24 protein-coding genes and 3 pseudogenes are annotated in these 24,422 nt (G+C 72.6%); 11 read left to right on the top strand and 16 right to left on the bottom strand.

Features of this window, described 5'->3' with window-relative positions; genetic code table 11:
• The first annotated feature begins 193 nt into the window (after positions 1-193).
• The 3 genes from ACIBBH_RS02380 (at position 194) to ACIBBH_RS02370 (ending at position 3,412) form a co-directional block, all read left to right on the top strand.
• On the top strand, positions 194-895 hold the full coding sequence (locus ACIBBH_RS02380; RefSeq protein ID WP_399401072.1) for an ATP-binding protein: 702 nt from the start codon (positions 194-196) through the stop codon (positions 893-895).
• Positions 896-945: 50 nt separating this feature from the next.
• On the top strand, positions 946-1,320 hold the full coding sequence (locus tag ACIBBH_RS02375; RefSeq protein ID WP_399401478.1) for a hypothetical protein: 375 nt from the start codon (positions 946-948) through the stop codon (positions 1,318-1,320).
• A gap of 229 nt (positions 1,321-1,549) precedes the next feature.
• Positions 1,550-3,412, top strand: coding sequence for an ABC transporter ATP-binding protein (locus tag ACIBBH_RS02370; RefSeq protein ID WP_399401476.1), 1,863 nt, complete (start codon positions 1,550-1,552; stop codon positions 3,410-3,412).
• Between the two features lie 6 nt (positions 3,413-3,418).
• Here ACIBBH_RS02370 and ACIBBH_RS02365 read toward each other — a convergent pair whose 3' ends face one another.
• The 5 genes and pseudogenes from ACIBBH_RS02365 to ACIBBH_RS02345 all read right to left on the bottom strand — a co-directional run.
• A complete protein-coding gene (locus ACIBBH_RS02365) occupies positions 3,419-3,595 on the bottom strand; it encodes a hypothetical protein (protein WP_399401070.1) in 177 nt (58 codons plus the stop codon).
• A 208-nt stretch (positions 3,596-3,803) separates the two neighbouring features.
• Positions 3,804-4,355, bottom strand: a complete 552-nt coding sequence (locus tag ACIBBH_RS02360; RefSeq protein WP_399401068.1) for a hypothetical protein — start codon at positions 4,353-4,355, stop codon at positions 3,804-3,806.
• Between the two features lie 160 nt (positions 4,356-4,515).
• On the bottom strand, positions 4,516-6,390 hold the full coding sequence (locus ACIBBH_RS02355; RefSeq protein WP_399401066.1) for an FUSC family protein: 1,875 nt from the start codon (positions 6,388-6,390) through the stop codon (positions 4,516-4,518).
• Between the two features lie 533 nt (positions 6,391-6,923).
• The gene (locus ACIBBH_RS02350) at positions 6,924-7,655 is read right to left on the bottom strand and encodes a hypothetical protein (RefSeq protein ID WP_399401064.1); all 732 of its coding nucleotides are present in this window, start codon (positions 7,653-7,655) and stop codon (positions 6,924-6,926) included.
• A 41-nt stretch (positions 7,656-7,696) separates the two neighbouring features.
• Positions 7,697-8,099: pseudogene (locus tag ACIBBH_RS02345) on the bottom strand (nucleotidyltransferase domain-containing protein); the annotation flags it as partial.
• Positions 8,100-8,253: 154 nt separating this feature from the next.
• On the opposite strand from ACIBBH_RS02345, the gene ACIBBH_RS02340 reads away from it, so the two are divergent.
• The 3 genes and pseudogenes from ACIBBH_RS02340 to ACIBBH_RS02330 all read left to right on the top strand — a co-directional run.
• Positions 8,254-8,670: a RidA family protein gene (locus ACIBBH_RS02340; RefSeq protein ID WP_399401062.1), complete on the top strand. Its 417-nt coding sequence runs from the start codon at positions 8,254-8,256 to the stop codon at positions 8,668-8,670.
• Positions 8,667-8,917 (top strand): annotated as a pseudogene (locus ACIBBH_RS02335) (histone acetyltransferase); the annotation flags it as partial. The gene ACIBBH_RS02340 and the pseudogene ACIBBH_RS02335, both read left to right, overlap by 4 nt.
• Positions 8,918-9,052: pseudogene (locus tag ACIBBH_RS02330) on the top strand (GntR family transcriptional regulator); the annotation flags it as partial.
• Between the two features lie 13 nt (positions 9,053-9,065).
• On the opposite strand, the gene ACIBBH_RS02325 reads toward ACIBBH_RS02330, so the two are convergent.
• Entirely contained in the window at positions 9,066-9,791 is a 726-nt protein-coding gene (locus tag ACIBBH_RS02325; RefSeq protein WP_399401061.1) for a uracil-DNA glycosylase, read from the bottom strand.
• A gap of 99 nt (positions 9,792-9,890) precedes the next feature.
• Between ACIBBH_RS02325 and ACIBBH_RS02320 the strand changes: the two genes are divergently transcribed.
• Positions 9,891-10,412 (top strand): RNA-binding S4 domain-containing protein, encoded by a 522-nt coding sequence (locus tag ACIBBH_RS02320; RefSeq protein ID WP_399401059.1) that lies wholly within the window; start codon positions 9,891-9,893, stop codon positions 10,410-10,412.
• Between the two features lie 95 nt (positions 10,413-10,507).
• Here ACIBBH_RS02320 and ACIBBH_RS02315 read toward each other — a convergent pair whose 3' ends face one another.
• Positions 10,508-10,969 carry a DoxX family protein gene (locus tag ACIBBH_RS02315; RefSeq protein WP_399401057.1) on the bottom strand — a complete coding sequence of 154 codons (462 nt, stop codon included), beginning with the start codon at positions 10,967-10,969 and terminating at the stop codon, positions 10,508-10,510.
• 53 nt (positions 10,970-11,022) lie between these two features.
• Positions 11,023-11,784 (bottom strand): class I SAM-dependent methyltransferase, encoded by a 762-nt coding sequence (locus tag ACIBBH_RS02310; RefSeq protein ID WP_399401055.1) that lies wholly within the window; start codon positions 11,782-11,784, stop codon positions 11,023-11,025.
• A 244-nt stretch (positions 11,785-12,028) separates the two neighbouring features.
• On the opposite strand from ACIBBH_RS02310, the gene ACIBBH_RS02305 reads away from it, so the two are divergent.
• Positions 12,029-12,349: a DUF6343 family protein gene (locus ACIBBH_RS02305; RefSeq protein ID WP_399401053.1), complete on the top strand. Its 321-nt coding sequence runs from the start codon at positions 12,029-12,031 to the stop codon at positions 12,347-12,349.
• 10 nt (positions 12,350-12,359) lie between these two features.
• Here the strand turns inward: ACIBBH_RS02305 and ACIBBH_RS02300 are convergent, their stop codons facing one another.
• The 4 genes from ACIBBH_RS02300 to rpsA form a co-directional block, all read right to left on the bottom strand.
• A complete protein-coding gene (locus ACIBBH_RS02300; RefSeq protein WP_399401051.1) occupies positions 12,360-12,740 on the bottom strand; it encodes a tetratricopeptide repeat protein in 381 nt (126 codons plus the stop codon).
• 50 nt (positions 12,741-12,790) lie between these two features.
• Positions 12,791-13,423, bottom strand: coding sequence for a dephospho-CoA kinase (gene coaE, locus ACIBBH_RS02295; RefSeq protein WP_399401049.1), 633 nt, complete (start codon positions 13,421-13,423; stop codon positions 12,791-12,793).
• Positions 13,424-13,487: 64 nt separating this feature from the next.
• Positions 13,488-14,426 (bottom strand): PAC2 family protein, encoded by a 939-nt coding sequence (locus tag ACIBBH_RS02290; RefSeq protein WP_399401047.1) that lies wholly within the window; start codon positions 14,424-14,426, stop codon positions 13,488-13,490.
• A 157-nt stretch (positions 14,427-14,583) separates the two neighbouring features.
• Positions 14,584-16,083, bottom strand: coding sequence for a 30S ribosomal protein S1 (gene rpsA / locus ACIBBH_RS02285; RefSeq protein WP_399401045.1), 1,500 nt, complete (start codon positions 16,081-16,083; stop codon positions 14,584-14,586).
• 227 nt (positions 16,084-16,310) lie between these two features.
• Here rpsA and ACIBBH_RS02280 point away from each other — a divergent pair, with 227 nt between their 5' ends.
• Complete coding sequence (locus ACIBBH_RS02280) at positions 16,311-17,261, top strand: class I SAM-dependent methyltransferase (protein WP_399401043.1); 951 nt, start codon at positions 16,311-16,313, stop codon at positions 17,259-17,261.
• Between the two features lie 4 nt (positions 17,262-17,265).
• Positions 17,266-19,806: an ATP-dependent helicase HrpB gene (hrpB, locus tag ACIBBH_RS02275; RefSeq protein ID WP_399401041.1), complete on the top strand. Its 2,541-nt coding sequence runs from the start codon at positions 17,266-17,268 to the stop codon at positions 19,804-19,806.
• Here the strand turns inward: hrpB and ACIBBH_RS02270 are convergent.
• The 3 genes from ACIBBH_RS02270 to ACIBBH_RS02260 all read right to left on the bottom strand — a co-directional run bounded on the left by ACIBBH_RS02270 (position 19,796) and on the right by ACIBBH_RS02260 (position 22,862).
• A complete protein-coding gene (locus tag ACIBBH_RS02270; protein ID WP_399401039.1) occupies positions 19,796-20,788 on the bottom strand; it encodes a DUF3068 domain-containing protein in 993 nt (330 codons plus the stop codon). The two genes, hrpB and ACIBBH_RS02270, sit on opposite strands and share 11 nt — an antisense overlap.
• Positions 20,789-20,813: 25 nt before the next feature.
• On the bottom strand, positions 20,814-20,948 hold the full coding sequence (locus ACIBBH_RS02265) for an SPW_0924 family protein (protein WP_399401037.1): 135 nt from the start codon (positions 20,946-20,948) through the stop codon (positions 20,814-20,816).
• A gap of 150 nt (positions 20,949-21,098) precedes the next feature.
• Positions 21,099-22,862, bottom strand: coding sequence for a lytic transglycosylase domain-containing protein (locus ACIBBH_RS02260; protein WP_399401035.1), 1,764 nt, complete (start codon positions 22,860-22,862; stop codon positions 21,099-21,101).
• Positions 22,863-23,178: 316 nt separating this feature from the next.
• Here ACIBBH_RS02260 and ACIBBH_RS02255 point away from each other — a divergent pair, with 316 nt between their 5' ends.
• The gene (locus ACIBBH_RS02255; RefSeq protein WP_399401033.1) at positions 23,179-24,033 is read left to right on the top strand and encodes a DUF4184 family protein; all 855 of its coding nucleotides are present in this window, start codon (positions 23,179-23,181) and stop codon (positions 24,031-24,033) included.
• On the opposite strand, the gene ACIBBH_RS02250 is transcribed toward ACIBBH_RS02255, so the two are convergent.
• Positions 23,954-24,361 (bottom strand): hypothetical protein, encoded by a 408-nt coding sequence (locus tag ACIBBH_RS02250; protein WP_399401031.1) that lies wholly within the window; start codon positions 24,359-24,361, stop codon positions 23,954-23,956. The genes ACIBBH_RS02255 and ACIBBH_RS02250 overlap by 80 nt on opposite strands.
• Between the last annotated feature and the right edge of the window lie 61 nt (positions 24,362-24,422).

The following is a 24,422-nucleotide window of genomic DNA, read 5'->3' as shown; positions in this document are numbered from 1 at the left end:
CGAACCCTGACAGACCTGCGGCGCCACTCGAAATCCCGTTCGAAGATCCGGTGGATCCTCGACGATCCCAACTGGCGCCGCCCGACGTGCTGTTGCGAGCAGTGTGCCACGGCGTCCGACCGAGTCACCCAGCACTCTGCAATTTTCAGAGTGACACTTGCCAAGTGTTCACGGCGGGGCGATAGTGGCAAGCGTGATTCCGTCCGCGCCCTTAGGAACAGACGCCGCCGCAGACCGTCTCGGTCTCGGTGCCGCCACGGGAGTCGCCCCAGGTGGGGGCGCTGCCGAGCGCCGGTTCCGCTTCGAGCTGGCCGCACATCCGGCATCGCCCGCCCAGGCGAGACGCCTGGCGCGTGCCCGGCTGACCGGCTGGTCGGTCTGCGCGGACACCTGCGACACCGCGGCTCTGGTGATATCCGAACTGGTCACCAACGCGATCGTGCACACCGCGAGCAGTCGCGTCGTGTGCGAGCTGCACGACCACGACGACACGGTGCGCATAGCCGTGTACGACGAGGGCTGTGCGCCCGGCGAGCCCCACCCGTCCCCGCAGCGGCCCGAGGAGGAGCACGGGAGGGGATTGCTTCTCGTCGACGCAATGTGCCGCGCCTGGGGTGCCCAGGAACACGGCCCCGGCCTGCTGGTCTGGGCCGAACTGCCGCGCAAGGCCGACCATCCGTGTGACGACGTGGAGGAGCCGCGCAACGACCTGGGCTGGGGCGCCCGCTCCGCGCCGGTCCCGCCGCACGGGTCGGGTCACGGCACGAGGCACGGCTCCGGGCACGGCTCGGGCCACGGCTCGGCCGAGGAGGAGCAGGCCACGGCCCGGCGCGGCGGCGCGGACGCCCTGGGAAGGATCCCGCACGAGCGGGACCGGTCGTGGGGAAGGCTGTGACCGGCGCCCCTGGCCCCGGCCAGACGATCGGCCTGGACACCCTGGTGCGCATGAGGCGCGAGCAGGGCCCGTCGGGCGGTGCCCCGCGGCTGCCCGTGCCCGACGGCATGACGGCGCCCCTGGGCTGCGACGCGGTGGCCGTCCCGGCCCGCTTCGGACCGGTGGTCGTGCCCCGGCTGCCGCGCGTGGGGTGCGTGTACACCGACGGCGCGCACTGGTGGTGGATCGTTCCGTCCGACTCCGACTACGCCCTGCCGTGGCCCGCCCCCGCCCACTACGCCACCGGCGCCCCGCTTCCCGAGTCCGCCCGCCTCATCCACCGACCGGAGGGCACCCTTCCGTACACGCCGCCGATTCCGCTGTACCTGGCCCTGTGCCGGGTCATCGGGGCCACACCGGACTGGTCACGGCCGATCAGCGCGTAGCGCTCCACCCCGGGGCGTACTCTCCCGGCGCCGCGGCACTTACGGAGTACGCCCCGCGCGCCCCCGTCCATGTGGCTTGCGCCCTGCCCCGCGCCCGCTCGCGCCGGGATAGTGGCCGTTCGGTCACGACCCCGGGGGGAGGCTCACGGTGGGCAAGAAGCGCGGCTCGGTGGAACCAGAGGTGTCCGAGTCGGAGCGGCTGCTGTTCGGAGGGCCGCTGCGCTACGACATGGGGTGGAACCAGCACGGGGACGCCTTCCTGGAGCTGGACTTCAAGGCCATGCTGACCCGGCTGCCCGGCATGCTCGCATCCAGCTTCCGGCTGGCCCGGGAGGCCGACCGGAGAGCCGCCCGGACGGTGCTGGCCGCCGAGGCGGGCCGGGGCGTGGCGCAGGCGGTCAGCCTGCTGGCGGTGAACAGCGTGCTGGGCCGGCTGATCACCGGCGGCCCCCTGGAGGACCGGCTGCGCGGCGCCGCCCCCGCGCTGGTCGCGATGGCCGCGGTGATGCTGGTGTCCGCGCTGCTGCGGGCCACGTCGACGTACGCGACCGGCCGGCTGGAGCCGAAGGTGGAGCGGGTGGCCACCGAGCGGTACCTGGAGCGGGCGGCGGCCGTGGAGCTGTCCGCGATCGAGGACCACGCCTTCCACAAGCTGCTGGACACCGCGCGGTACGGCGCCCAGTCCGCCCGGCGCATGATCACGTACGGTACGCGCGTGATCAACGCGGTGATCTCCCTGGTCGCTGCGGCCGGTGTCCTCACCGTGCTGCACCCGTCCCTGCTCCCGCTGCTGGTCACGATGACCGTGCCGAGCGCCTGGGGTGCGCTGACCAACGCCCGGCGCCGGTACGAGTCCTTCCACACCTGGGTGCAGCACGCCCGCGCCGGGTTCCTGATCGGCGACCTGCTCACCGAGCCGGAGGCCGCGCCGGAGATCCGCGTGCACGGCGTCGGCCCGTTCCTGCTGCGTCACTTCCGGGCGATGTCGGAGACCGCGGAGGCGGAGCAGGCGCGGCTGGCCCGGCTCGCGGCCCGTACAGGTCTGATCGCGGCGGCCTGGACGGGCCTGGCGACGGTGGCGACGTACGCGACGCTGGGCGCGCTGCTGCTGTCCGGGGCGATGGCGCTGGCCGTGGCGGGCACCGCGGTGATCGCCATCCGCACCGGCTCGGCGAGCCTCGACACACTGGTGCTGGAGATCAACTCGCTGCACGAGGAGGCCCTGTTCGTGGGTGATCTGCAGCGGCTGTACGCCGAGGCGGCCGAGCGGGCGATCCCGGTCGGCGGGGAGGCGCTGCCCGAGGACCCGCGCGAGATCCGCTTCGAGAACGTCACCTTCAGCTATCCGGGCGAGTCCACCCGTCCCGCCCTTGACGAGGTCACGCTGACCCTCCCGCTGGGCCGGATCGTGGCCCTGGTGGGCGAGAACGGCTCGGGGAAGACGACCCTGGTCAAGCTGCTCGCGGGCCTGTACAAGCCGGACCGCGGCCGGATCCTGTGGGACGGCGTCGACGCGGCGCGGGCCGACCGGCACCAGCTCGCCGAACGCATCGCGATGGTCGCGCAGGACTTCAAGCGCTGGCCGTTCACCGCCCGGGTCAACGTCGCCGTCGGCCGTTCCTCGGCGCCCCGCACCGAGGAGCGCCTGGCCGCCGCGATCGACGAGGCGGGCGCACAGGAGGTGGTCGCGGATCTGCCGCGCGGCCTGGATACCCTGCTGGCCCGCAACTTCAGCGGCGGACACGAGCTGTCCGGTGGCCAGTGGCAGCGACTCGGCATCGCCCGGGCCGCGTACCGGCGCGGGCACATCCTGATCGTGGACGAGCCGACCGCGGCCCTGGACGCCCGGGCCGAGCTGGAGGTCTTCGAGCGGATCCGCGCGCTGGCGGCCAGCGGCCAGACGGTCGTGCTGATCACCCACCGGCTGGCGTCGGTGCGCCACGCGGACCTGGTGCACGTCCTGGAGCAGGGCCGGCTCGTGGAGTCCGGCACCCCCGAGGAGCTGCTGGCCACCGGTGGCCTCTACGCGGAGCTGTACGCGCTCCAGGCGGAACAGTTCACGGCGAAGCTGCCCGCCCCGAAAGCGGGCTGAGCCCTCTCACTCGACCGCGTCGGCGCCCCGGACGATGACCAGGAACGTGTCGGTCGCGAGATCCATGACGACCTCGGCGGGCATGCCTTCCAGGCGCCGCGCCTGCGCGAACTCCTCGGCCGGCCAGGATCCCCGCGGTCCACCGGCGGGAAAGCGCTCGAGCACCGTTCGCCCGTTCACCATCCTGCACCTCCAGTAAGCGTCGTACTTGTAGGAGTTAACGCCCTGGGAAGAGGAAAGGCCTCGCTCAGTGACGGGACTGAGACATTGTTGACACCCGTTCACTGCGGTGGGTGAGATTCCGTTCACTTTGTGACATCAAAAGCACTGAAAGTGACGGGTTCAGCACAGATGACACCCGTCCACGACTGGTCGCGGACGGGCCGCTCGATCAGTGGTTCTTGGCGTACACCACGGTCACATGGAAGCCGCGGTCTGCCGGCGCCCCCGCCGAGTTGAAGGTCTCGATGTACAGACAGTTGTTGGTGCCGATCCGGCCCACGACGGTGATCTCACCGGGTTCCGACGCGTTGACGTTGCCGGGAAGGCCGATGGTCGCGACATAGGTGCCGTTGGTGATCGGCACATTGAAGCAGACCTGGTAGGCGCCGACGGCGCTGTCGACCCTGGCCGCCGACACGGCACCGGAGCTCTGCCCGGGGACGAGGGTTCCGTTGCTCCTCACGACGGCCCGCACGATCCTCTGCTCCTGGTTCTCGTGGGGATCGCTCTGCCCCTTGACGGCTGTTTCCGCGGCCGTCGAGTTCGTCGTGTTCGGCGGGGCCGGTGTCACCGCACCGGCCGAATTCGCGGCGACCGCGGGAGAGGCGACAAGAACGCCCGCAATGACGGATCCGGCCACCGCCGAAAGACCTCTTGCCGTCCAGGTGAAGCCCTTGGACCGGCCGTCGAGACGCCGTGGGACCCTGTATGCAGATTTCACGCTTGCTCCCTGTTCGGTGAGTGCCACCCTGATCGCAATCAGCAATTCCACGGACATCGCACCCGGATGCGCAATCAATACGATTAATCACCTGTGTGGGCCGTGGAATGCGCCGAACGGGGGCGAAGCAGCGGGCTCGGCGGGGGCCGAGGTCATGGCCTCAACGTGGGAGCGGCGAGATCCGCGGTGCCGGACGCGGAACCCGCAGCCCGAGCCGCTCGCGTCCCCGCTCCAGTTCGCCGACGAGTTCGGTCAGGAGCCGGGTCTGGTGCGGGGTGAGCCGCCCGGTGTCGTCGAGGTGCACGGCGCACGCCGTGGTCGTGTCGACCAGCCGTTCGAGGACGGCGGCGACGGCGTCCGTGCCCTCCGTGTGCCGGGCGAGGGCGGGCAGTTCGGCGGCCGACACCGCGATGGCGGTACGGGCCTCGGCGAGCGTGCGGTAGGCCTCGCGGCGCAGAGCCCACCGTTCGGCGTGGTCGTCGGACTCGCTCAGCACGTGGGCGAGGTAGGCCTGCGCGGCGCTCCCGGCCGCCGCGAGCCGCTGCCGTACGCCCGCGCCGCGCGCCCCCGGCATCGGCAGGTGCCCGACGATCAGCACGATCGCGCAGGCCAGCAGGGTCTCGCCGATCCGGCCGGCGGAGGCCTGCGGCTCCCCGCCGGCCATGACGAGAGCGAGGACGAGCACGGTGACGACGGCGGTCTGGGCGGCGAAGTGCCGGGTGGCGACGGGGATGAGCGCCCCGCTGACGGCCACGAGCACGATGAGCCCCTCGGGCCGGGGGAGGACTGCGGCGAAGCCGGCGAAGACGAGGGCGCCCAGCACGGTCCCCGCGGCCCGGCACAGCACCCGGGACGCGAGCGGGCCGAGGTCGGGCTTGACGAGGAAGACGGCGGTGGCGGGCAGCCAGTACCAGTGCTGGTGCTGCCCGTACCACCGGGACTGGTGCAGGGCCTGGGCGATGGCCGCGCTGGCCCCGAAGCAGAGGGCGACGCGCAGCCCGTACTCCCGTCCGCCGGTCCCGAGGGCGGCCCGGACCAGGTGCTTCGCACCGGGTCGGCGGGTGTGCAGCCGGTGCTGTGCGCCCTCGGCCCGGTCGAAGGCCTCGGCGGCGTGCAGCAGGGCGTCGTCGAGGGCGCGCAGGGCGGGAGCGGAGCGGTTGGGGGCGGGCAGCGGGCCGGTGGCGCTGTTGTCCCGGACGGCGGCGGCGAGCCGCCGGGGCCCCTCCGAGGCCCGCTCGTCGACGGCCTCCCCGGCCCAGGCGAGGGCGGTCGCGGCCTCGGCGAGGGGCAGTGCGGCGGTGTACTGGGCGTGCAGCCGGCGCTCGGTCGCGGAGCTGGCGTGCCGCCGCAGCCGGGGTCCGGCGAGGGCGTCCTGCGCGTGGTCGAGGGCGGCGGTCAGCGCGGCCCGCCGCACGGTGGCGGCGTCCGTGCCGACGGCGTCGAGCAGCGCGGCGGCGGCTTCGTACACCCCGGCGACGGCGTCCCGCTCCCCGTCGAAGCGGAAGTCACCCGTGAGGGAGCCGGGTGTGGGCAGCGCCAGCCGCAGCGCGAGCAGCCACCCGGCCCCGGCGAGGAAGGCGAGGGCACGCTGCCACCCCGGTTCGGGCAGCGGCATCCCGGCGCCGATGGCGGCGGCGACCAGCAGCTGGGTACCGGCGGTGCTGGCCACGGGCCCGACGGCGATCACGCCGCCGGCGACCAGGCCGAGCCCGGTGAGCAGCAGCGTCAGCGGGACGGCTCCGATGTGCTGCCCGGCGTACGTCCCGACGAGCAGCCCCGCCGCCCCGGCCAGCGCGGGCACGCCGAGCCGCGCGACCGAGGTCCGCCGGCTGCCCGGCCGGTCGTTGATCCCGGCGAGCATGGCGGCGATGGCGGCGACGACCCCGAGCGCGGTGCGGTCGGTGAGCACGGCGACGAGGAGCAGCGGACCGGCGGAGAGTGCCCCTCGCGTGACCGCGCTCCAGGGGACGGGTCCGCGCTGGGCGCGGAAGGCGTGGGCGAGCCAGGGGGGCAGGGCGACGGAGGTGCGGTTCACTGGGCTCCTGTGCGGACGAGGGCGGGGATGTGCCTTCGGGCGACGGTGGCCGGGCTGGTCGGTGTTTCAAGCGTAAATCGTGTTCCCGGGCGGACGGGTGCGTATGTGTTTCGCCGGTGTGACAGACGGCCGGGGAGCCGGGTTCTTTATGAACGCAATTCCGTCGTGTTCGCCGTGAAAGCAGGCGGACCCGGGGGCGTAGCCTGCCCCCGGGTCCTGTGATGCCGCCCATGTGCGCACGCCGGCACGCTTGAGAGCCCAGGTCAGTCGTTATGTCGCCGCGTCCTGCCTTTGGACCACCGCGCATCGAGCTGCGCGGGCAGGACTTGAACCTGCATTTCGACGTCCCGGGGCCTGGGCCCGGTCGATCCGGCGATCGGCGGCGAATGCTGAGTCTGGAGCGAGAGTCTGAGATTGAATGCGATCCGTCCCTGAGATCTTTGGCGGGAACGGACCGCTCATCACGACAAGCCTCAGCTTCAGCTTGCGCTCCTCGCGCACCCCGGCCGCGACGGGCCGGGGAGTCTCCAAGATTACCCGAACAGGTAACCGAACACGGCGTCACCGGCCCGCTGGTCGACGACCTCGGCGCCGTTCGCCTCCTCCCGGGCGAACTTCACGGCCTGCTGCAACTTCTCGACCCGGTCGAGGATTTCGTTGACTCGCCGGGCCGGGAGGGCGCCCGAGAACTTCACGGTGGTCCAGTACCCGACCGGAACGTCCTCGTAGTAGACCTCGACCTGCGCCGGGTGCTTGTCGGTGGCCTCCGCCTTCACGTGGTTGCGCGGCACCTTCTTGGTGCGCAGCGTCCGTACCGGCTCCGTCTTCCACGCGTCGGTGGAAGGGTCCTGCACCCAGGACTCGGAGGCGTCGAGGACGGGCAGCTTCCGCACGAAGGTGTTGAGGTCGACGAGCTGCTTCTCCAGGAACAGCAGGTAGGCCACCGGCACGTCGGCGAGCAGTACCCGCCCGTCCACCTTGACGTCCGCGCGGGCGGTGCAGTTGGCCCAGTCCTTGGTGGCGGTCACGTCGAACAGCCGCGTCAGGGTCGCCGCCGTCTCCCGCAGCACGTCCTCGGCCTTCACCTGCACCCGCGTGGACTCGGGCGGCAACTGCTCGCCCTCCTCGTCCTTCGGCTGGTACGTCCGCGAGATACCGGCGAGCAACGCGGGCTTCTGCAGGCCGTGGTGAGCGGCGGTCAGGTCCTGGTGCGCCTTGGACTTGACGCCCTTCTCGACTGCGATGATCTGGTTGAGTTTCGCCACGGGAGGGACGTTAACAGCGTCAGTTGTTCTGATCCCAGGCATTATTCGGGGCGAGGATCGTCTCCGCCGTGCGGGACCCCGTCCCGGAGGGCATCGGGGTCGGGGCGCAGTGCCCCGAGGACCTCGTCGATCCTGCGCAGAACCTGCCCGCTCCAGCAGCCGCTCCTCGTTCGTCACCCACTCTCCCCGCTTCGCGAGCACCGCGTGCCCGGCCTGTACGGCGGCCAGGGCCGCGGCTCCGGCGACCTCGGTGAGGCGGCCCGCCGGGGCATGGTTGGCCTCCGCGCAGGAAAGGGTGGCTCGGGCGGTGCCGTACCAGCGCTCGGCGGCCGTGTGCCGGAGCTTGTCCGGATAGCCGGCAGGCCTCGGCAGCTCCCCGCGCAGCATCCGGTTCACCGCCGGCTCCGCCACCACCAGGTAGCTCGGAATTCCCGCGAGATGGAAAAAGCTCCGGGCACTGACGCGACGGCCACGGGACAGGGGAACCTCACCCTCCCGCCGGCAACACACCTTTCTCGCCCGGAAATTGGGATGCGGCGAAGCACGGTGATCCGGATGATCGGGTGGTTGCCCGCCACCTCACCGAGGAGCCCCGCCCATGATCCGGCGCGTCACCGCCCCCGGTCTCTTCCCGCCGCCCACCTACTCGCACGCCACCGTCGTCGAGGCCGGCACGAAGCTCGTGTTCCTCGCCGGGGCCGTGCCTCTGGACAAGAAGGGGGAGGTCGTCGGCCTGGAGGACCCCGTGCGGCAGGCCGGGCAGGTCATCGCGAACCTGGGCGAGCAACTTCAGGCGGTGGGAAGCGACCTGGCTCACGTCGTGTCGACGGACGTGTACGTGGTGAGCAGTGAGCCGTCGGTGCTGTCCGCCGTGTGGGAGGTGGTCGAGGCCTCCGGACTCAGTGCGGGACCGCATTCGTCCACGCTGATCGGTGTGGCGTGCCTCGGGTACACCGGGCAGCTCGTGGAGATCACGGCGACGGCCGTGGTGCCGGAGGAGGGGGCACGTCCGTGAGTACGGTCGTTCTGCGCCGGGCGGCCGGCCCCGACGCCTTCGCCGTGGCCGACGTCTGGCTGCGGTCCTTCGCCACCGCGCTGCCGACGGTCGTCCGGCCGCGCTCCGACGGCGAGGTGCGCGCGTACATCCGGGACGTGGTCGTGCCGTCGCGGGAGACCTGGGTCGCGAGGAGACCGGCACGGCCGTCGGGATGATGGTGCTGCAGGACGGGCTGCTGTCCCAGCTCTACCTCGACCCGGACTGGCACCGCGAGTGGTACGAGGCGATCGCCTCCGGCGATCCGGACCGCGCCCGCTCCCACGCACTGAGCCACGTCCAGGCCAACTACCGGTCCACCGTGCGGCATCTGTTCGGCGAGGGCGTCGACGGGCCCCGCTGATGCCGGGCCGTCCTCACAACCCGGCCGCCTCCGCCGCCGTCCGCAGCACCTCCCTCAGCATCTCGGGGGTGAGCCGGCCGGTGAAGGTGTTGCGCTGGCTGACGTGGAAGCAGCCGAAGAGGTCGAGCCGGTCCTGAGAGCCGTCGTGGGGGCCGTCGTGAGGGCCGTCCAGGGGCACGCGGGCGCCGTGGGCGAAGGCCGGCCGGGGGCGGGGGACGCTCCAGCCCGCCTCGGCGAACGCGGGCAGCGCGGCCTGCCAGCCGAAGGCGCCGAGCACCACCGCCGCCCGCAGCGTCGGCCGCAGCAGCCGCAGCTCCTGCACCAGCCAGGGGCGGCAGGTGTCCCGCTCCCCGGGGGTCGGCCTGTTGGCGGGCGGGGCGCAGTGCACGGGTGAGGTGACGCGGACGCCGTACAGCTCGAGCCCGTCGTCGGCGTGCACGGAGGTGGGCTGCGAGGCCAGTCCGACCTCGTACAGGGCCTGGTACAGCACGTCCCCGGAACGGTCTCCGGTGAACATGCGGCCGGTGCGGTTGCCGCCGTGCGCGGCCGGGGCCAGGCCGATGATCAGCAGCCGGGCGTCGGGCGGCCCGAAGCCGGGCACGGGCCGTCCCCAGTACGTCCAGTCGGCGAAGGCGGCGCGCTTGGTGCGGGCCACCTCCTCCCGCCAGGCGACCAGCCGGGGGCAGGCCCGGCAGCCGGCGACGCGCCGGTCGAGCCGGGCGAGGCCACGTGTGTCCATGCTTCCACCGTAGGGGGCGGGCGGACGCCGGTGGCGCCGGAGGAAGAGGGAGCGAAAAGGGGTCGGGCTCCCGCGCCCCGGCGAGCTAAGGTCGAGGGCATGGCTTTGCAGGATGGGGATGAGGACACCACCCGCGAGACCGGCGGCGCCGGGGGCGCGGACGCCCAGGCCGTCGATCCGAAGGTGGCCGCCGCCGTGGCCGCGGCCGAGGCGGCCGGTCCGGCAGGCGGCGAGACCGTGCGCATCGACAGCTGGATCTGGGCCGTACGGCTGATCAAGACCCGCTCCCTCGGAGCCGCCGCCTGCCGTGGCGGACATGTCCATGTGAACGGCGAGCGCGTCAAGCCCGCGTACTCCGTGCGCGTCGGCGACGAGGTGCGTCTGCGGCACGAGGGCCGGGAGCGGGTCGTCATCGTCAAGCGCCTGATCCGCAAGCGGGTCGGCGCCCCCGTGGCCGTGCAGTGCTACATCGACAACTCGCCGCCGCCCCCGCCCCGCGAGGCCGTGGCTCCCGCCGGCCTCCGCGACCGCGGCACCGGCCGCCCCACCAAGCGCGACCGCCGCGAGCTGGAACGCCTGCGGGCGCTGAACGGGCTCAGGGGACGCCCAGGAGGCCAGTGACCGCGCCGCCCGCGCACGCCGGTGGCGATCAGACACGCCGGTGACGCCCGGCAGGCCCCCGCGGCCCGCCGGGCGTCACCGCCGCCGTGCGGAGGTCACGCCCGTCGCCGGGCCGGCCGCAGCAGCCGCAGCAGTTCCGCGTTGTGCCCGCGCCGGACCCAGGCGATGAGGGCCAGCGGGACGATCAGGATCAGCGGTGTCGCCGCGTACTGGCCGTCGAAGACGGTGAGCTGGACGATGAAGGCGCCCACCATCAGCGCGCTGAGCGCTGTCGCCGCCACCGACTGCAGGACCGGGATCAGCAGGGCGACGGCCCCGGCCAGTTCCAGCGCGCCGATGGTGTACATGCCCGCGCTGCCCCACCCGATCCTGTCGAAGGACTCGACGGCCGACGGGTGGGCGATGAGCTTGGGCAGCGCGCTCGCGATCCCGTAGAAGAGAGCGAGCAGCACCTGTGCCGCGCGCAGGGCGACACGGGCGCGGCGGCCACGGGCGCTGCCGGAGGCGGCAGGGCGGAGGGGGGTTGCGGAGGCGGAAGAGACGGTGGTCTCGGACATGGGGGTCTCCTGGGTGAAGCGGTACCGGTTGCTGTCACCGGGGTAGACCCGCCTCAGGCCGAGAACTCATCGCCGCCGCCCGGAATCGCGCGGTCCTCTCGTCCGAGACCCCGCTGGGCCGCCGGCACCACCCTCACCCACGTCCGGTCCGGTGTCAGGTACGCGTCCACCTCCAGTCCCGCTTCCGCCAGCGCCTCCTCGAACTGCTCCCTGCTCAGCGGGCGGGCCCGGAACGTCTGCGTCCGGACCGCGTCCGGGAACTCGTACTCCGCCCGCACCGCGTTCAACCCGTCTCCGACCGGTTCCGACGACACCACCCGCACCGTGAAACCGGCGGGGTCCTCCCGCTCGCGCGGCAGGTTGGTGTGGTAGTCCTCGCCCTCCCGCTGGATCAGCACGCGGCCGCCCTTCGCCACGTGCCGGGCGCAGGTGCGCAGCATGCCCCGGCGGACCTCGGCGTCCCCGGCGTGCACCAGGAACGAGGCGAGCATCACCACGTCGAAGGTCTCACCCAGGTCGAGGTCCTCGATCGGGCCGCATATCGTGCGCGCCCCGCGGACGCGCGCCAGCATCTCGGCGGACTCGTCGACCGCAGTCACCGTGAACCCGCGCTCCAGGAGAGCGTGGGTCACGCGCCCCACGCCGCTGCCCAGCTCCAGGATGCGCGCGCCCGCCGGCACGGCCGCCGCGATGATGTCCGGCTCGTCCCGCACCGGCAGGCGCGCGTAGAGCTCCACCGCGCAGCCGTCCGGTGTGATCGCCCCGGGGCCCGTCCCCTCGTACCCCCACGCATTCCAACCCTCATGCCCGGCCAACGGCCCACCACCGCAAGCCCGTTCCCGCCCGGGACCGGTTCACTCGTCCGAGTCATTTTCCCTCGCAGCGGGAACTCGCCACCGGGCAAAGGGGAGTCGCCGTCGCCCACGGGCAGTCCGCCGCCGCCCAGCGGAGACCACCCGGCCTCCCGCCGTCCTCCCCGGTCCGGGACGGCGAGGTGCGATCCCCCTTGGGTGAACGTCCTCGTCGAAGGGTACGTGGCAGGAAGGAGCGTGATCGGCGATGCGTACGGGCAGTGAACCGGCGACCGCGCGCAGTGCACTGCGGGCGCGGTTCTGGCTGAGCGTGTGGGGGCTGGTCTGGACGATCTTCGGCACGGCGGCGTTCGCGTTCGCCGGGCGCCCGGGCTGGGCGGCCGCGTGCGGGGTGCTGTGGCTGGTGGTCACCGTCGACATGGCCGTGATCCTGCGGCACATCCGGCAGGGCCCGCACTACCAACCCGGCCGGGACATCCCGCCGTACCCTCCGCCGGAGGACCACCCGCCCTACCGCCGGCCGGGACGCCGCACGCAGTTCCGGCCGCCGCGGCATCGGCATCCTTGAGCGGGGCGGGTCACGAGTCGAACCGGGCCGCCTTCAGGTACCGCGGGTTCGGGTCCAGCGCGGCCGCCAGCCGGAAGTGGCGCCTGGCCTGGTCGTGCCGTCCCTGGCGTTCGTAGGTGCGGGCGAGTGCGAAGTGCGCGAAGGCGTTGTCCGGCTCCCGTTCCAGAACGATGGTGAACTCCAACTCCGCGGGCCGCAGTTGCGCGGCGGCGAAGAAGGCACGCGCGCGCAGCAGCCGCGCGGCCGTGTTCTCCGGGTGCGCGGCGATGACCCCGTCGAGCAGCTTCACGGCGCCCCGCGGGTCCCGTGCGTTGAGCAGTTGCTCGGCGGCGCGGAAGTCGATGACATGCGTCTCCGGGGTACGTCCGGTGGAACCGCTGGTCTCGGGCACGGCAAAGTCCTTCCCTCACTGGGAGGGTTCAACGCCCGCACCGGGGGCCGCTATTCCTGGTGCGGCTCCTGTGCGGCCCCCCGGGTCGCGTGCGCCCGGCGGACCAGGTCGTCCCACACCTCCCGCACGCGCCGCTCCAGCGCCTGGAGGGGTACGTCGTTGTCGATGACGATGTCCGCGATCTCCAGGCGCTTCTCGCGCGTCGCCTGTGCGGCCATGCGCGCGCGTGCGTCCTCCTCGGTCATGCCCCGCAGCCGGACCAGCCGGTCGAGCTGGGTCGCGGGACTGGCGTCGACGACCACCACGACGTCGTACAGCGGCGCGAGGCCGTTCTCCGCGAGGAGCGGGACGTCGTGGACGACGACGGCGTCGCCGGCCGCCGCGTTCTCCAGTTCACGGGAGCGGGCGCCCACCAAGGGGTGCACGATCGAGTTAAGGAGGGCCAGTTTCTCCGGGTCGGCGAAGACGATGGAACCCAGTCGGGGCCGGTCCAGGCTGCCGTCCTCGGCGAGCACCTGCTCGCCGAAGGCCTCGACGACGGCCGCGAGGCCGTCGGTTCCGGGCGCCACGACCTCGCGCGCGATGCGGTCCGCGTCGATCAGCACGGCTCCGTGCTCGACGAGCAGCCGCGACACCTCGCTCTTGCCGGCGCCGATCCCACCGGTCAGGCCCACTGTCAGCATGAGCGGAAGCTTAGGCCCTGCCGCTGACAGGGCGCCCGGCGGGCGCCCTGTCAGCGGCAGGCCGCTAGTTGTCGCCCTCCCGCTCCGCCAGGAAGCGTTCGAACTCGCGGCCGATCTCGTCCGCGGAGGGGATGTCGGCCGGTTCGGCGAGCATGTTGCCGCGGGTCTCGGCGCCCGCCGCGGCGTCGTACTGGTGCTCGAGGCCCTGGACGAGGGCCGTCAGCTCCTCGTCGCCCTCCCGGATCTGCCGGTCGATCTCGGTCTGCGTGCGGTGGGCGTCCGTGCGCAGGGCGTGCGCGATGGCGGGAAGGACCAGACCGGTCCCGGCCGTGATGGCCTCCAGGACGGACAGCGCCGCGTCCGGGTACGGGGAGCGCGCGATGTAGTGCGGAACGTGCGCCGCGACACCCAGGACGTCGTGACCGGCCTCCAGGAGGCGGTACTCCACGAGCGACTCGGCGCTGCCGGGCACCTGGGCCTCGTCGAAGGGGCTGCGGTGACCCGGGACGAGGTCGGTGCGGTTGCCGTGCGGGGTGAGGCCGACGGGCCGGGTGTGCGGGACGCCCATGGGGATGCCGTGGAAGTTCACGGACAGGCGGACGCCGAGCCGCTCCACGATCTGCCGTACGGCGGCGGCGAAGCGTTCCCACTCCACGTCCGGCTCGGGGCCCGACAGCAGCAGGAAGGGCGCCCCGGTGGTGTCCTGGACGAGCCGCACCTCGATGGTGGGCTCCTCGTACTCGGTCCAGCGGTCACGCTTGAAGGTAAGCAGCGGGCGGCGCGCGCGGTAGTCCACGAGCCGGTCGTGGTCGAAGCGGGCGACCACCTGGTGGGGCAGTGAGTCGAGGATCCGGTCGACGATCTGGTCGCCGGTCTCCCCCGCGTCGATGTATCCGTCGAAGTGGTAGAGCATGACAAGACCGGCCGATTCCTGGGCGAGCGCCATGTCGACGACGGCCAGCCCCTTCGGCTCCCACGCGTACAAACCCTGCGGATCAAGCACAGTGACCGCCCCTCCTCGTATTCGTCATGTACAACGCGGGAGGTCGCGCGGGCATTCCCGTGCGGCGCCTGTGAACAGGCATGCGGACACACCGAGGGCCCGCACCCAGGAAGGGTGCGGGCCCTCGGTCGAGTCAGCTACGCCTCAGCGGCTGCGCTCAGCTCTGGCCACCGGCCAGCTTCTCGCGCAGCGCGGCCAGCGCCTCGTCCGAGGCCAGCGCGCCGGAGCTGTCCGGGCCCTCGGAGGAGTACGAACCGCCACCGGACGCGGCCGGAGCGGCACCCGCGGCACCGGCACCCTCGGCCTCGGCCTGGGCGTCCGCCTCGCGGGACTTGATGACCTGCGCCTGGTGCTGCTCGAAGCGCTGCTGCGCCTCGGCGTACTGGCGCTCCCACTCCTCGCGCTGCTTCTCGTAGCCCGGCAGCCAGTCGTTGGTCTCCGGGTCGAAGCCCTCGGGGTAGATGTAGTTGCCCTGGTCGTCGTAGGACGCGGCCATGCCGTACAGGGTCGGGTCGAACTCGACCGAGGCCGGGTCGGCACCGAAGGACTCGTTGGCCTGCTTCAGCGAGAGACTGATGCGACGGCGCTCGAGGTCGATGTCGATGACCTTGACGAAGATCTCGTCGTTGACCTGGACGACCTGCTCCGGGATCTCCACGTGGCGCTCGGCCAGCTCGGAGATGTGGACCAGACCCTCGATGCCCTCGTCGACGCGGACGAACGCACCGAACGGAACCAGCTTCGTGACCTTGCCGGGCACGACCTGGCCGATCTGGTGGGTGCGGGCGAACTGCTGCCACGGGTCTTCCTGGGTCGCCTTCAGCGACAGGGAGACGCGCTCGCGGTCCATGTCGACGTCGAGGACCTCGACGGTGACCTCCTGGCCGACCTCGACGACCTCGGAGGGGTGGTCGATGTGCTTCCAGGACAGCTCGGAGACGTGGACCAGACCGTCGACGCCACCCAGGTCCACGAAGGCACCGAAGTTGACGATCGAGGAGACCACACCGGAACGGACCTGACCCTTCTGCAGGGTCGTGAGGAACGTCTGGCGGACCTCGGACTGGGTCTGCTCCAGCCAGGCACGGCGGGACAGGACCACGTTGTTGCGGTTCTTGTCCAGCTCGATGATCTTGGCCTCGAGCTCCTTGCCCACGTAGGGCTGGAGGTCGCGGACGCGGCGCATCTCGACCAGGGAGGCCGGGAGGAAGCCACGGAGGCCGATGTCGAGGATGAGACCACCCTTGACGACCTCGATGACGGTACCGGTGACGATGCCGTCCTCTTCCTTGATCTTCTCGATGGTGCCCCAGGCACGCTCGTACTGGGCGCGCTTCTTCGAGAGGATCAGGCGGCCTTCCTTGTCCTCCTTCTGGAGGACCAGGGCCTCGATCTCGTCACCGACGGCGACGACCTCGTTCGGGTCGACGTCGTGCTTGATCGAGAGCTCGCGGCTCGGGATGACACCTTCGGTCTTGTAACCGATGTCGAGCAGGACCTCGTCCCGGTCGACCTTCACGATGACGCCGTCGACGATGTCGCCGTCGTTGAAGTACTTGATCGTCTCGTCGATCGCGGCGAGGAAGGCTTCCTCGTTACCGATGTCGTTGACCGCTACCTGCGGGGTGGTGGCGGTGGTCTCGGTGCTGCTCGTCATGTGGGAAAGGGCTCCGGTACGGACATTGAAGTCGTAGGTACTGCTTACGCCGGGAGCCCGTTTCGCTCTGCAGAAGCCGGACAGCCAAGGAAGCGCCCCACCACTAGTGGTGATGGCGCCTCGACAACCGAGGGGACATACAACAGATGCGAGCGCAGCCTGCTACGTCTGAGGTGCGCAGGCCCGCAGCGCAACTTGTAGCATACGGGGGCAGCCGGGCAGGGTCAATGCGCGAAGGCGCCCACCCGGGGCGGATCGCCGCATACCCGGCACAAGAAACGTCCCACGAGGCCGGGCAGGCCCGAAAGGCCTGCTCCGTGGCGCGGCCCCGGCGGGCTGGACGGAAGAGTACGACGAGGGAGCCGATCATCCAAGAGCCCGAACCGTTCGAACCGGAAGCCACCCGGCGTGACGCCGGGGCGACGGAGAGCTCCCGGGCCAACCGGGGCTGGTGGGACCGGAACGCGGACGAGTACCAGACCGAGCACGGCACGTTCCTCGGCGACGACCGCTTCGTGTGGGGCCCGGAGGGCCTGGACGAGGTGGAGGCGGAGCTGCTCGGCCCGCCCGAGGACCTCAAGGGCAGGGACGTCCTGGAAATCGGCGCCGGCGCCGCCCAGTGCTCGCGCTGGCTGGCCGCCCAGGGGGCCCGCCCGGTGGCCCTCGACCTCTCCCACCGCCAGCTCCAGCACGCGCTGCGCATCGGCGGATCGTTTCCGCTGGTGTGCGCAGACGCCGGCGCGCTGCCGTTCGCGGACGGCTCCTTCGATCTGGCGTGCTCGGCGTACGGGGCGCTGCCGTTCGTCGCCGACCCCCGGCTGGTGCTGCGCGAGCTGCGCCGGGTACTGCGGCCGGGCGGGCGGTTCGTGTTCTCGGTGACGCATCCGATCCGCTGGGCGTTCCCGGACGAGCCCGGGCCCGAGGGGCTGTCGGTCGCCGCCTCCTACTTCGACCGCACGCCGTACGTCGAGCAGGACGACGAGGGCCGGGCGGTGTACGTCGAGCACCACAGGACGCTCGGCGACCGGGTACGGGACATCGTGGCGGCGGGCTTCCGGCTGGTGGACCTGGTGGAGCCGGAGTGGCCGGCGTGGAACACCGCGGAGTGGGGCGGGTGGTCGCCGCTGCGCGGGAACCTGATCCCGGGGACGGCGATCTTCGTCTGCGTACGAGACTGAGCGTGTGATCCGTTACGACGCTCTGGACGCCCTGCCCGTACGCGGCGCCCTGCCCGCGCTGAACGAAGCCCTGGAAGGGCACGGCACCGCCGTCCTCGGGGCGCCGCCCGGCACCGGCAAGACGACGCTGGTGCCGCTGGCGCTGGCCGGACTGCTCGGGGACGGACCCGCACGTCGGGTGGTCGTGGCCGAGCCGCGGCGGATCGCGGCCCGGGCCGCGGCGCGGCGGATGGCCTGGCTGCTGGGCGAGAAGGCCGGAGACAGCGTCGGTTACACCGTGCGCGGCGAGCGGGTGGTGGGGCGGCACGCGCGCGTGGAGGTCGTCACGACCGGTGTGCTGCTGCAGCGGCTGCAGCGGGACCAGGAGCTGACCGGTGTCGACGTGGTCCTGCTCGACGAGTGCCACGAGCGGCATCTCGACGCGGACACGGCGGCCGCGTTCCTGTGGGACGTACGGCAGACGCTGCGGCCGGAACTGGCGCTGGTGGCCGCTTCGGCGACCACGGACTGGGCGGAATGGGCGCGGCTGCTGGGCGGAGCGCCCATTGTCGAGGCGCGGGGTGCCGCGCACGCGGTCGGGATCGTCCATGCGCCGCCGGCGCGTCCGGTACGGCCGTCGCACGGCATGTGGGTGGATCCGGCGCTGCTCGCGCACGTGGCGTCGGTGGTGCGGCGGGCGCTGGCCGAGCGGACCGGGGACGTGCTGTGCTTCCTGCCGGGCGTCGGCGAGATCGCGCGGGTCGCCGGGCAGTTGGGGGACCTGGGCGACGTCGAGGTGCTCCAGGTGCACGGGCGGGCGCCGGCGGCCGTGCAGGACGCGGTGCTGGCGCCCGCGGAGCGGCGCCGGGTGGTGCTGGCGACCTCCGTGGCGGAGTCGTCGCTGACGGTCCCCGGGGTCCGGGTGGTCGTCGACTCGGGCCTGGCGCGGGAGCCGCGGGTGGACCACGCGCGCGGGTTGAGCGCGCTGACGACGGTACGCGCGTCGCACGCGGCCGGGCGGCAGCGGGCGGGGCGGGCCGGGCGTGAGGCGCCGGGCGTCGTCTACCGGTGCTGGTCGGAAGCCGAGGACGCCCGTCTGCCGCGTTTTCCGTCGCCGGAGATCAAGGTGGCCGACCTGACCGCGTTCGCCCTCCAGGCGGCCTGCTGGGGCGATCCCGACGCCTCCGGGCTGGCGCTGCTGGATCCGCCGCCGGCCGGGGCGATGTCGTCCGCGCGGGAGGTCTTGGCGGCGGTGGGGGCGGTGGACTCCGCCGGGCGGGCCACGGAGCGGGGGGTGCGTCTTGGGCGGCTCGGAGTGCATCCCAGGCTGGGGCGGGCCTTGCTCGATTCGGCGTCGTCGGTGGGCCCCGAGCGGGCCGCGGAAGTCGTCGCGCTGCTCAGTGAAGAGGCGCCCCGGGAGTACGGGGACGATCTTGCCGCCGCGCTGCGGAGCGCCCGGCGCGGGGGTGACGCCTATTCCGGGCGGTGGCGTGCGGAGGTTCGGCGGCTGCGGGCCGTCGTCGATGGTGTTTCCCACTCGCCCGCTCGGGACTCTCGGTCACACGGGGCCGTCACGGTCGGACCACGCGCCGGCGACGCCCAGATCACCGGGCTCGTCGCCGCCCTCGCCTTTCCCGAGCGGGTCGCCAGGCTCGACGGCGGGTCGTACCTCATGGTCTCCGGGACCCGGGCCGAGCTGCCCGGGGGATCCTCGCTGCGCGGTGCGCCCTGGATCGCCGTCGCGGTGGCCGACCGGCCGCTCGGCCGGGGGCACGCGCGTGTGCGGCTGGGGGCCGCTGTCGACGAGGGGCTCGCGCGGGTCGCGGCGGGGGCGTTGTACGAGGAGCGGGACGAGGTGCGCTGGGCGGACGGGGAGGTCGTCGCGCGGCGGGTGGAGCGGCTGGGGGCCGTCGAACTGGCGGTACGGCCGCTGAAGGAGGTCGACTCCGCCGCCGTACGCGAGGCGCTGCTCGACGGGCTGCGGCAGGAGGGGTTCGGGCTGCTGCGGTGGTCGGCGGAGGCGGTGGCCCTGCGGCAGCGGCTGGCCTTTCTGCGGCTGCGGCTCGGGGAGCCCTGGCCGGACGTGTCCGACGAGGCGCTGCACGCGCGCGTGGAGGAGTGGCTGGAACCCGAGCTCGGGCGGGCCCGGCGGCGCGCCGACCTCGCGCGGATCGACGCCGGGGCGGCGCTCGGGCGGCTGTTGCCCTGGGCCTCTGGGGAAGCGGCGCGGCTCGACGAACTCGCCCCCGAGCGCATTGCCGTACCGAGTGGGTCCAGAATCCGGATCGACTACGGCGACCCGGAGCGGCCCGTCCTCGCCGTGAAGCTGCAGGAGATGTTCGGGCTGCAGGAGTCGCCCACCGTGGCCGGGGTGCCCCTGCTCGTCCATCTCCTCTCCCCCGCCGGGCGGCCCGCCGCCGTCACGGCCGACCTCGCCTCCTTCTGGAAGGACGGCTACAAGGGCGTACGGGCCGAGCTGCGCGGGCGGTATCCGAAGCATCCGTGGCCCGAGGACCCGGCCACGGCCGGGCCGACGCGGCACACCAACGCCCGGCTCAGGCGCTGACCGGCTCCGGTTCGGCCGCCTCGGCCGGTGCCGGGTCCCCCGGCCGGCGTCCGCGTGCCTCCAGCCAGAGGGACAGGGCCAGCAGCAGGGTGCCCAGGATCAGGAAGCCCCAGGGCAGGTAGGACGTCAGCAGCAGCACGAGCGTGCGGTTGTGCTTGACGAGGGCCGCGGTGTGCTCGATGTAGTCCTCGCGCATCTTCACGTGCCCCGCGAACGCCGTCACCTCGGCGCGTCCGCCGAGCAGGGTGCCGCCGCGCAGCTCCTCCTTGTGGATCTCCTCGCCGTAGACGGGTGCGCCGGTGACGGGCTCGACCCAGAACCTGCGGACGGTGGTGTACCAGCGGGTCGTGCCGGTCTTGGCGACCGACTCGGCGGTGATGCCCTTGACGGGCATGGTCCTGGGCATGCCGACCTTGGTCCACGGGACGGTCTGCTCGAAGCGGTAGACCTCCAGGCCGCGGAATGTCTCGGTGCCCTTGTAGTGGATGGGGCTGGTGGTGCGGGTCTGCGCGTCGAAGTACTCGTAGTCCCGCTTCTGTGTCAGGAAGGGCCACTTGAACTCGATGCCGTCCCGCCGGACGGGGTCGCCGTCGACCATCTCGCCGGTGGTGTGGACGGGTTCCTGGGAGTGGGCGTCGAAGATGTAACGCTCGGGGATCCTGGAGACCATCTTGCCGTCGGGGCCCTGGACGTAGGACAGGCCGTCCCAGACGACGACGTCCCGGCCGGCCGTCTCCTCGATCTTCTTCGCGGCCTCCACGTCGCCCTTGAGGGTCTGCACGATGGTGACCTTGGAGACCTTCTTCGCCTTCATGCTGCCGTAGTCGAGGAGGGTGGCGCCCTTCGCCTCCAGGACCATGTCCTGGTACTGGTTCGCGGGAATCCTGGCCAGGCGCGGGAAGGCGTACCAGCGCAGCAGCGGGGACAGGGCCGCGCAGCACACGGCGCAGGCGAGCAGGACCAGACCGGCCTTGCGGCGCATCTCGGCCTCCCTCCCGGGCGGATGGTCACGGGTGTGCGGGCACCGTGGTCAGCAGTGGCTTCGGGGATGTGCCGCCGGTCGGCGAGCCCGTGGCGGTGAGCGCGAGGACCAGGGCGAACGCGAGGGCGAGACCGCTCGCGGCGGCGATCAGGGCACGCATGCGGGACCTCCCCGTATCGTCCGGAACTGATGCTTCGTCAGGTCCGGGCACGGTAGCAACGGGACGGCGAGATGAGAACACGTCGCGCACACGGAACGAGGGCGCCCTTCCGCCGGAGCGGAGGGGCGCCCTCGGGAGCGCGGCCGGTCCCTATGCGGACGGGCTGGGGGAAGGACTCGCGGAGGTGCTCTCGGTGCTGCTCGGCGACGGGCTCGCCGTCGAGTCGGCCGCGGCGACCTTCAGCTCGACGGTCAGCGTCGCGCCACCGGTGGTGGTGATGCGCAGCAGGAAGGTGCCGGTGGTGTCGTCCGCGTACAGCTTCGGCAGCTTCAGCAGGCCCTTGGCGTCCGTCTCCAGGCCCGTGAGGGTGCGTACGGTCTTGCCGTCGGCGTCCTTGAAGTAGGGGCCCTTGTCGTTCTCGGTCGCGTCGGCGGCCGACTTGATGAGGGTCGCGGTGGCCGCCACCTTGTCGGCGACAGCGCCCTTGTAGGTGGCCTTCACCTCGACCTGGTCGGCGAACTCGCCGCCCGGCGTGCAGGTCAGCGCGGTGTCGCTGGTGCGGGCGAGGGCGTCGGCGGCGCGCGCTGTGACGGTCGCCTTGTAGTCGAGGCCGCTGACCGTGCGGCCCACGACGGTGGCGCGGACCGTGAAGCCGCCGGTCTTCTCGCCCGCCTGGAGCGCGGGGGCGACGGCGGTGCCGGTGCTGTCGGTGGCCACGGTGGCGACCTTGTCACCGCCGGTGAAGGTGGCGTCCGTGTCACCGATGACGGTGAACCGGATCCTGACCTTGCCGACGGCCTTGCCCGCCTCGGTCTCGGCGCGCGTGCTGATCCGCTTGGTGAAGGCGTCCCCGGCCATCGCGGTGAGCTTGGCGGTGCCCGCGTCCTCCAGGTGGTCCACCGTGTCGGTGGGGGTGGGGGACGGCGTCGGGGTGCTCGGCGTGGGCGGGGCAGGGCTGTGGGGGCTGGTGTTGCCGCCTCCCGGCTTGCCCGGCTTCGGGCGGGGCGTGGACGTCTCCGGCTGCGAAGGCTGCGGCGGCTTCGGGGTGGGACTGGTCCCGGGCGTGTGGTCGTCGCTGCGGTGCGAGGGGACCGAACCGGTGCCGTCGGGGATCGAGTGGATGCCGTTGCGGTAGTACTCCAGCCACGACAGGACCAGGTTCAGGTAGTCCTGCGAGTTGTTGTAGCTGAGGATCGCGCTGTTCATGTCGGCCTGGTCGGACAGGTCCCAGCCGTTGCGGCACAGGTAGTGCCCGGCGGCCAGCGCGGCGTCGTAGACGTTGTTGGGATCCTTCACGCCGTCGCCGTTGCCGTCGCGGCCGGCCCAGGCCCAGGTGGACGGGATGAACTGCATGGGTCCGACGGCCTGGTCGTAGGAACTGTTGCCGTCGTACTGACCGTTGTCGGTGTCCTTGATGAGCGCGAAGCCGTTGCCGTCGAGCTGCGGGCCCAGGATCGGGCTGATCGTGGTGCCGTCCGCGTCGACGCGGCCACCGCGCGCCTGGCCGGACTCGACCTTGCCGATGGCGGCGAGGAGTTGCCAGGGCAGGTTGCAGCCGGGCTTGGAGCCGCGCAGTTCGGCGGCGGCCTTCTTGTAGGCGGCGAGAACGGTCGCGGGGATGCCCGCCTCGCCCTCGCCCGTCGAGGCGGGCGCGCCGATGGTCGGGGACGGGCTGGTGCCGGGCTCGGGGCTGTTCAGCGGCGGCAGGTCCGTGTAGTACGGCGAGTTACCGGTGGCGTTGCCGTCGGACGCCGTCGCCTCCGGCGCGGTGGTGACGCCGGCGGCGGCCTGTCTGCCCTGGTCGTCGGCCGTCACTGCCGGAGCCTGGGACGCGGAGAGAGCCGCGACCGCTGCCGCGGCCACGGCGCTGGTCGCCGCCCCTTTGCGCAGCCGACTGCCGAAATGCGCCGCCATAGCGTGAACCCCTCCCGTGGACGTCCGAGCGCCCGTCTTTGTCTTTCCGCTCTTTTCCGCTCGCCCTGTTGTGACGGTTGATCCGTGGCTGTGGTTGCCCCCGTTGCGCTTTTCCAGTCGTACGGTGATGCGTTCGACCGTGCGTCCCGGCACGGTGACCGAGGTGACCCTACGACAACTTCCTTTGCGGGGGCACCCGTTGGCGCCCGGTTTTCACCGGTTGGCCACGTGCCGTTGGCCCGGGGCGCGCTCGCGCATACTGGGCGGCGTGATCACCGGGCCGGCCGCCCGGTAACGTCCGCCGAAGGGGGCCCCGTTGCCGTTCACTCTCAGCCATGCGGCAGCGGTGCTGCCCGCGGTCCGCGGGGACGGATCCGGCCGGGGCCGGCTGATACCGGCGGTGCTCGTCGCGGGGTCCTTCTCGCCCGACATGACCTTCTACGCGGCGAGTGTCCTGCCCGGGGCGATGCGGTTCGGGGACGTCACCCACTCCTTCGCCGGTGTGTGCACCGTCGACGTGCTGGTGTCCTGGTTCCTGCTGGGGCTGTGGCTGGCACTGCGCGAACCACTGGTGGCGCTGCTGCCGCGGAGCCGTCAGGGCCGGTGGGCGGCACTGACGCGGTGCGGGGCGCCACGCGCGCGCGTACGGCCCTCCTCGGTCGCCTGGTGGTACGTCTCCGCGGTGCTCGGCGCGCTGACGCACGTCGTGTGGGACGCGTTCACACACCACGACCGGTGGGGCGTGCGGTTGTTCCCGGTCCTGGACCGGTCCCTTGCGGGCATGCCGCTGTACTCCTGTCTCCAGTACGGCTGCTCGCTGGTGGCCGCTCTCGTGGTCGCGGCGTGGGTGGGGCGCGCGGTCCGGCGGGCCCCCGGGGGAGAACCGGTGGGCGTTCCGCTGCTGTCGGTACGGGACCGGTGGTGGGCCGGTGCGGTGATCGGCGGCTGCGCGGCGGCCGGGGCCGTGCAGCGGGCGGTGCGGTGGTGGGTGTACTGGGGCGTCACCGCGAAGTCCTGGGCTCTGGTGCCGACTCTGTGCTTCGGGGTGGGCGCGGGGCTGGTGCCGGGCCTGCTGCTGTACGCCGTGGGGGTCAGGATGTGGCGCCCGGCCCGGGTTTCCACCGGTCCCGGAGGGGTCGGTGCCCGGCCGAGCCGGTCGGCCGCTCGGTGAGGGTCGCCACGAAGACGGTCATGGTGTGCGCGGGGCGGGTTCTCGGAAGCCGGGCGGAGAGCAGCGCGAGGTAGCCGCGGCCGAGGTCGGCCCAGGAACGCCAGACGGTGGCCTTTCCCGCCCGGGAGAGCCGGCCGGTGAGCCGGCGGCCGAGGTCTGCCGCCGTCCGGCGCACGACCGTGGCCGGGGCGGTCGGGATGCGGGCAGTGCTTGCGCCGGCCGCGAAGGCCGGAACCGGCGGGGGCGGCGTGCCCGGGGCCGCGTCGGCGCCCGCCTGGGCCGTCGGCCACGCGTGGGCCGTCCGGCTGTGGAGCGTGCGTATACCCATGCCCGCATCCTGACGGGCGGGGGCGGCGGGGGCGTTCTGACGGGGGCCACGTGAGTGACGG

The organism is Streptomyces sp. NPDC051636, from assembly GCF_044453765.1.
Taxonomy (GTDB): Bacteria; Actinomycetota; Actinomycetes; order Streptomycetales; family Streptomycetaceae; genus Streptomyces.
The sequence above is the reverse complement of the archived record's forward strand: the minus strand, read 5'-3'. Positions and strand labels throughout refer to the sequence as shown.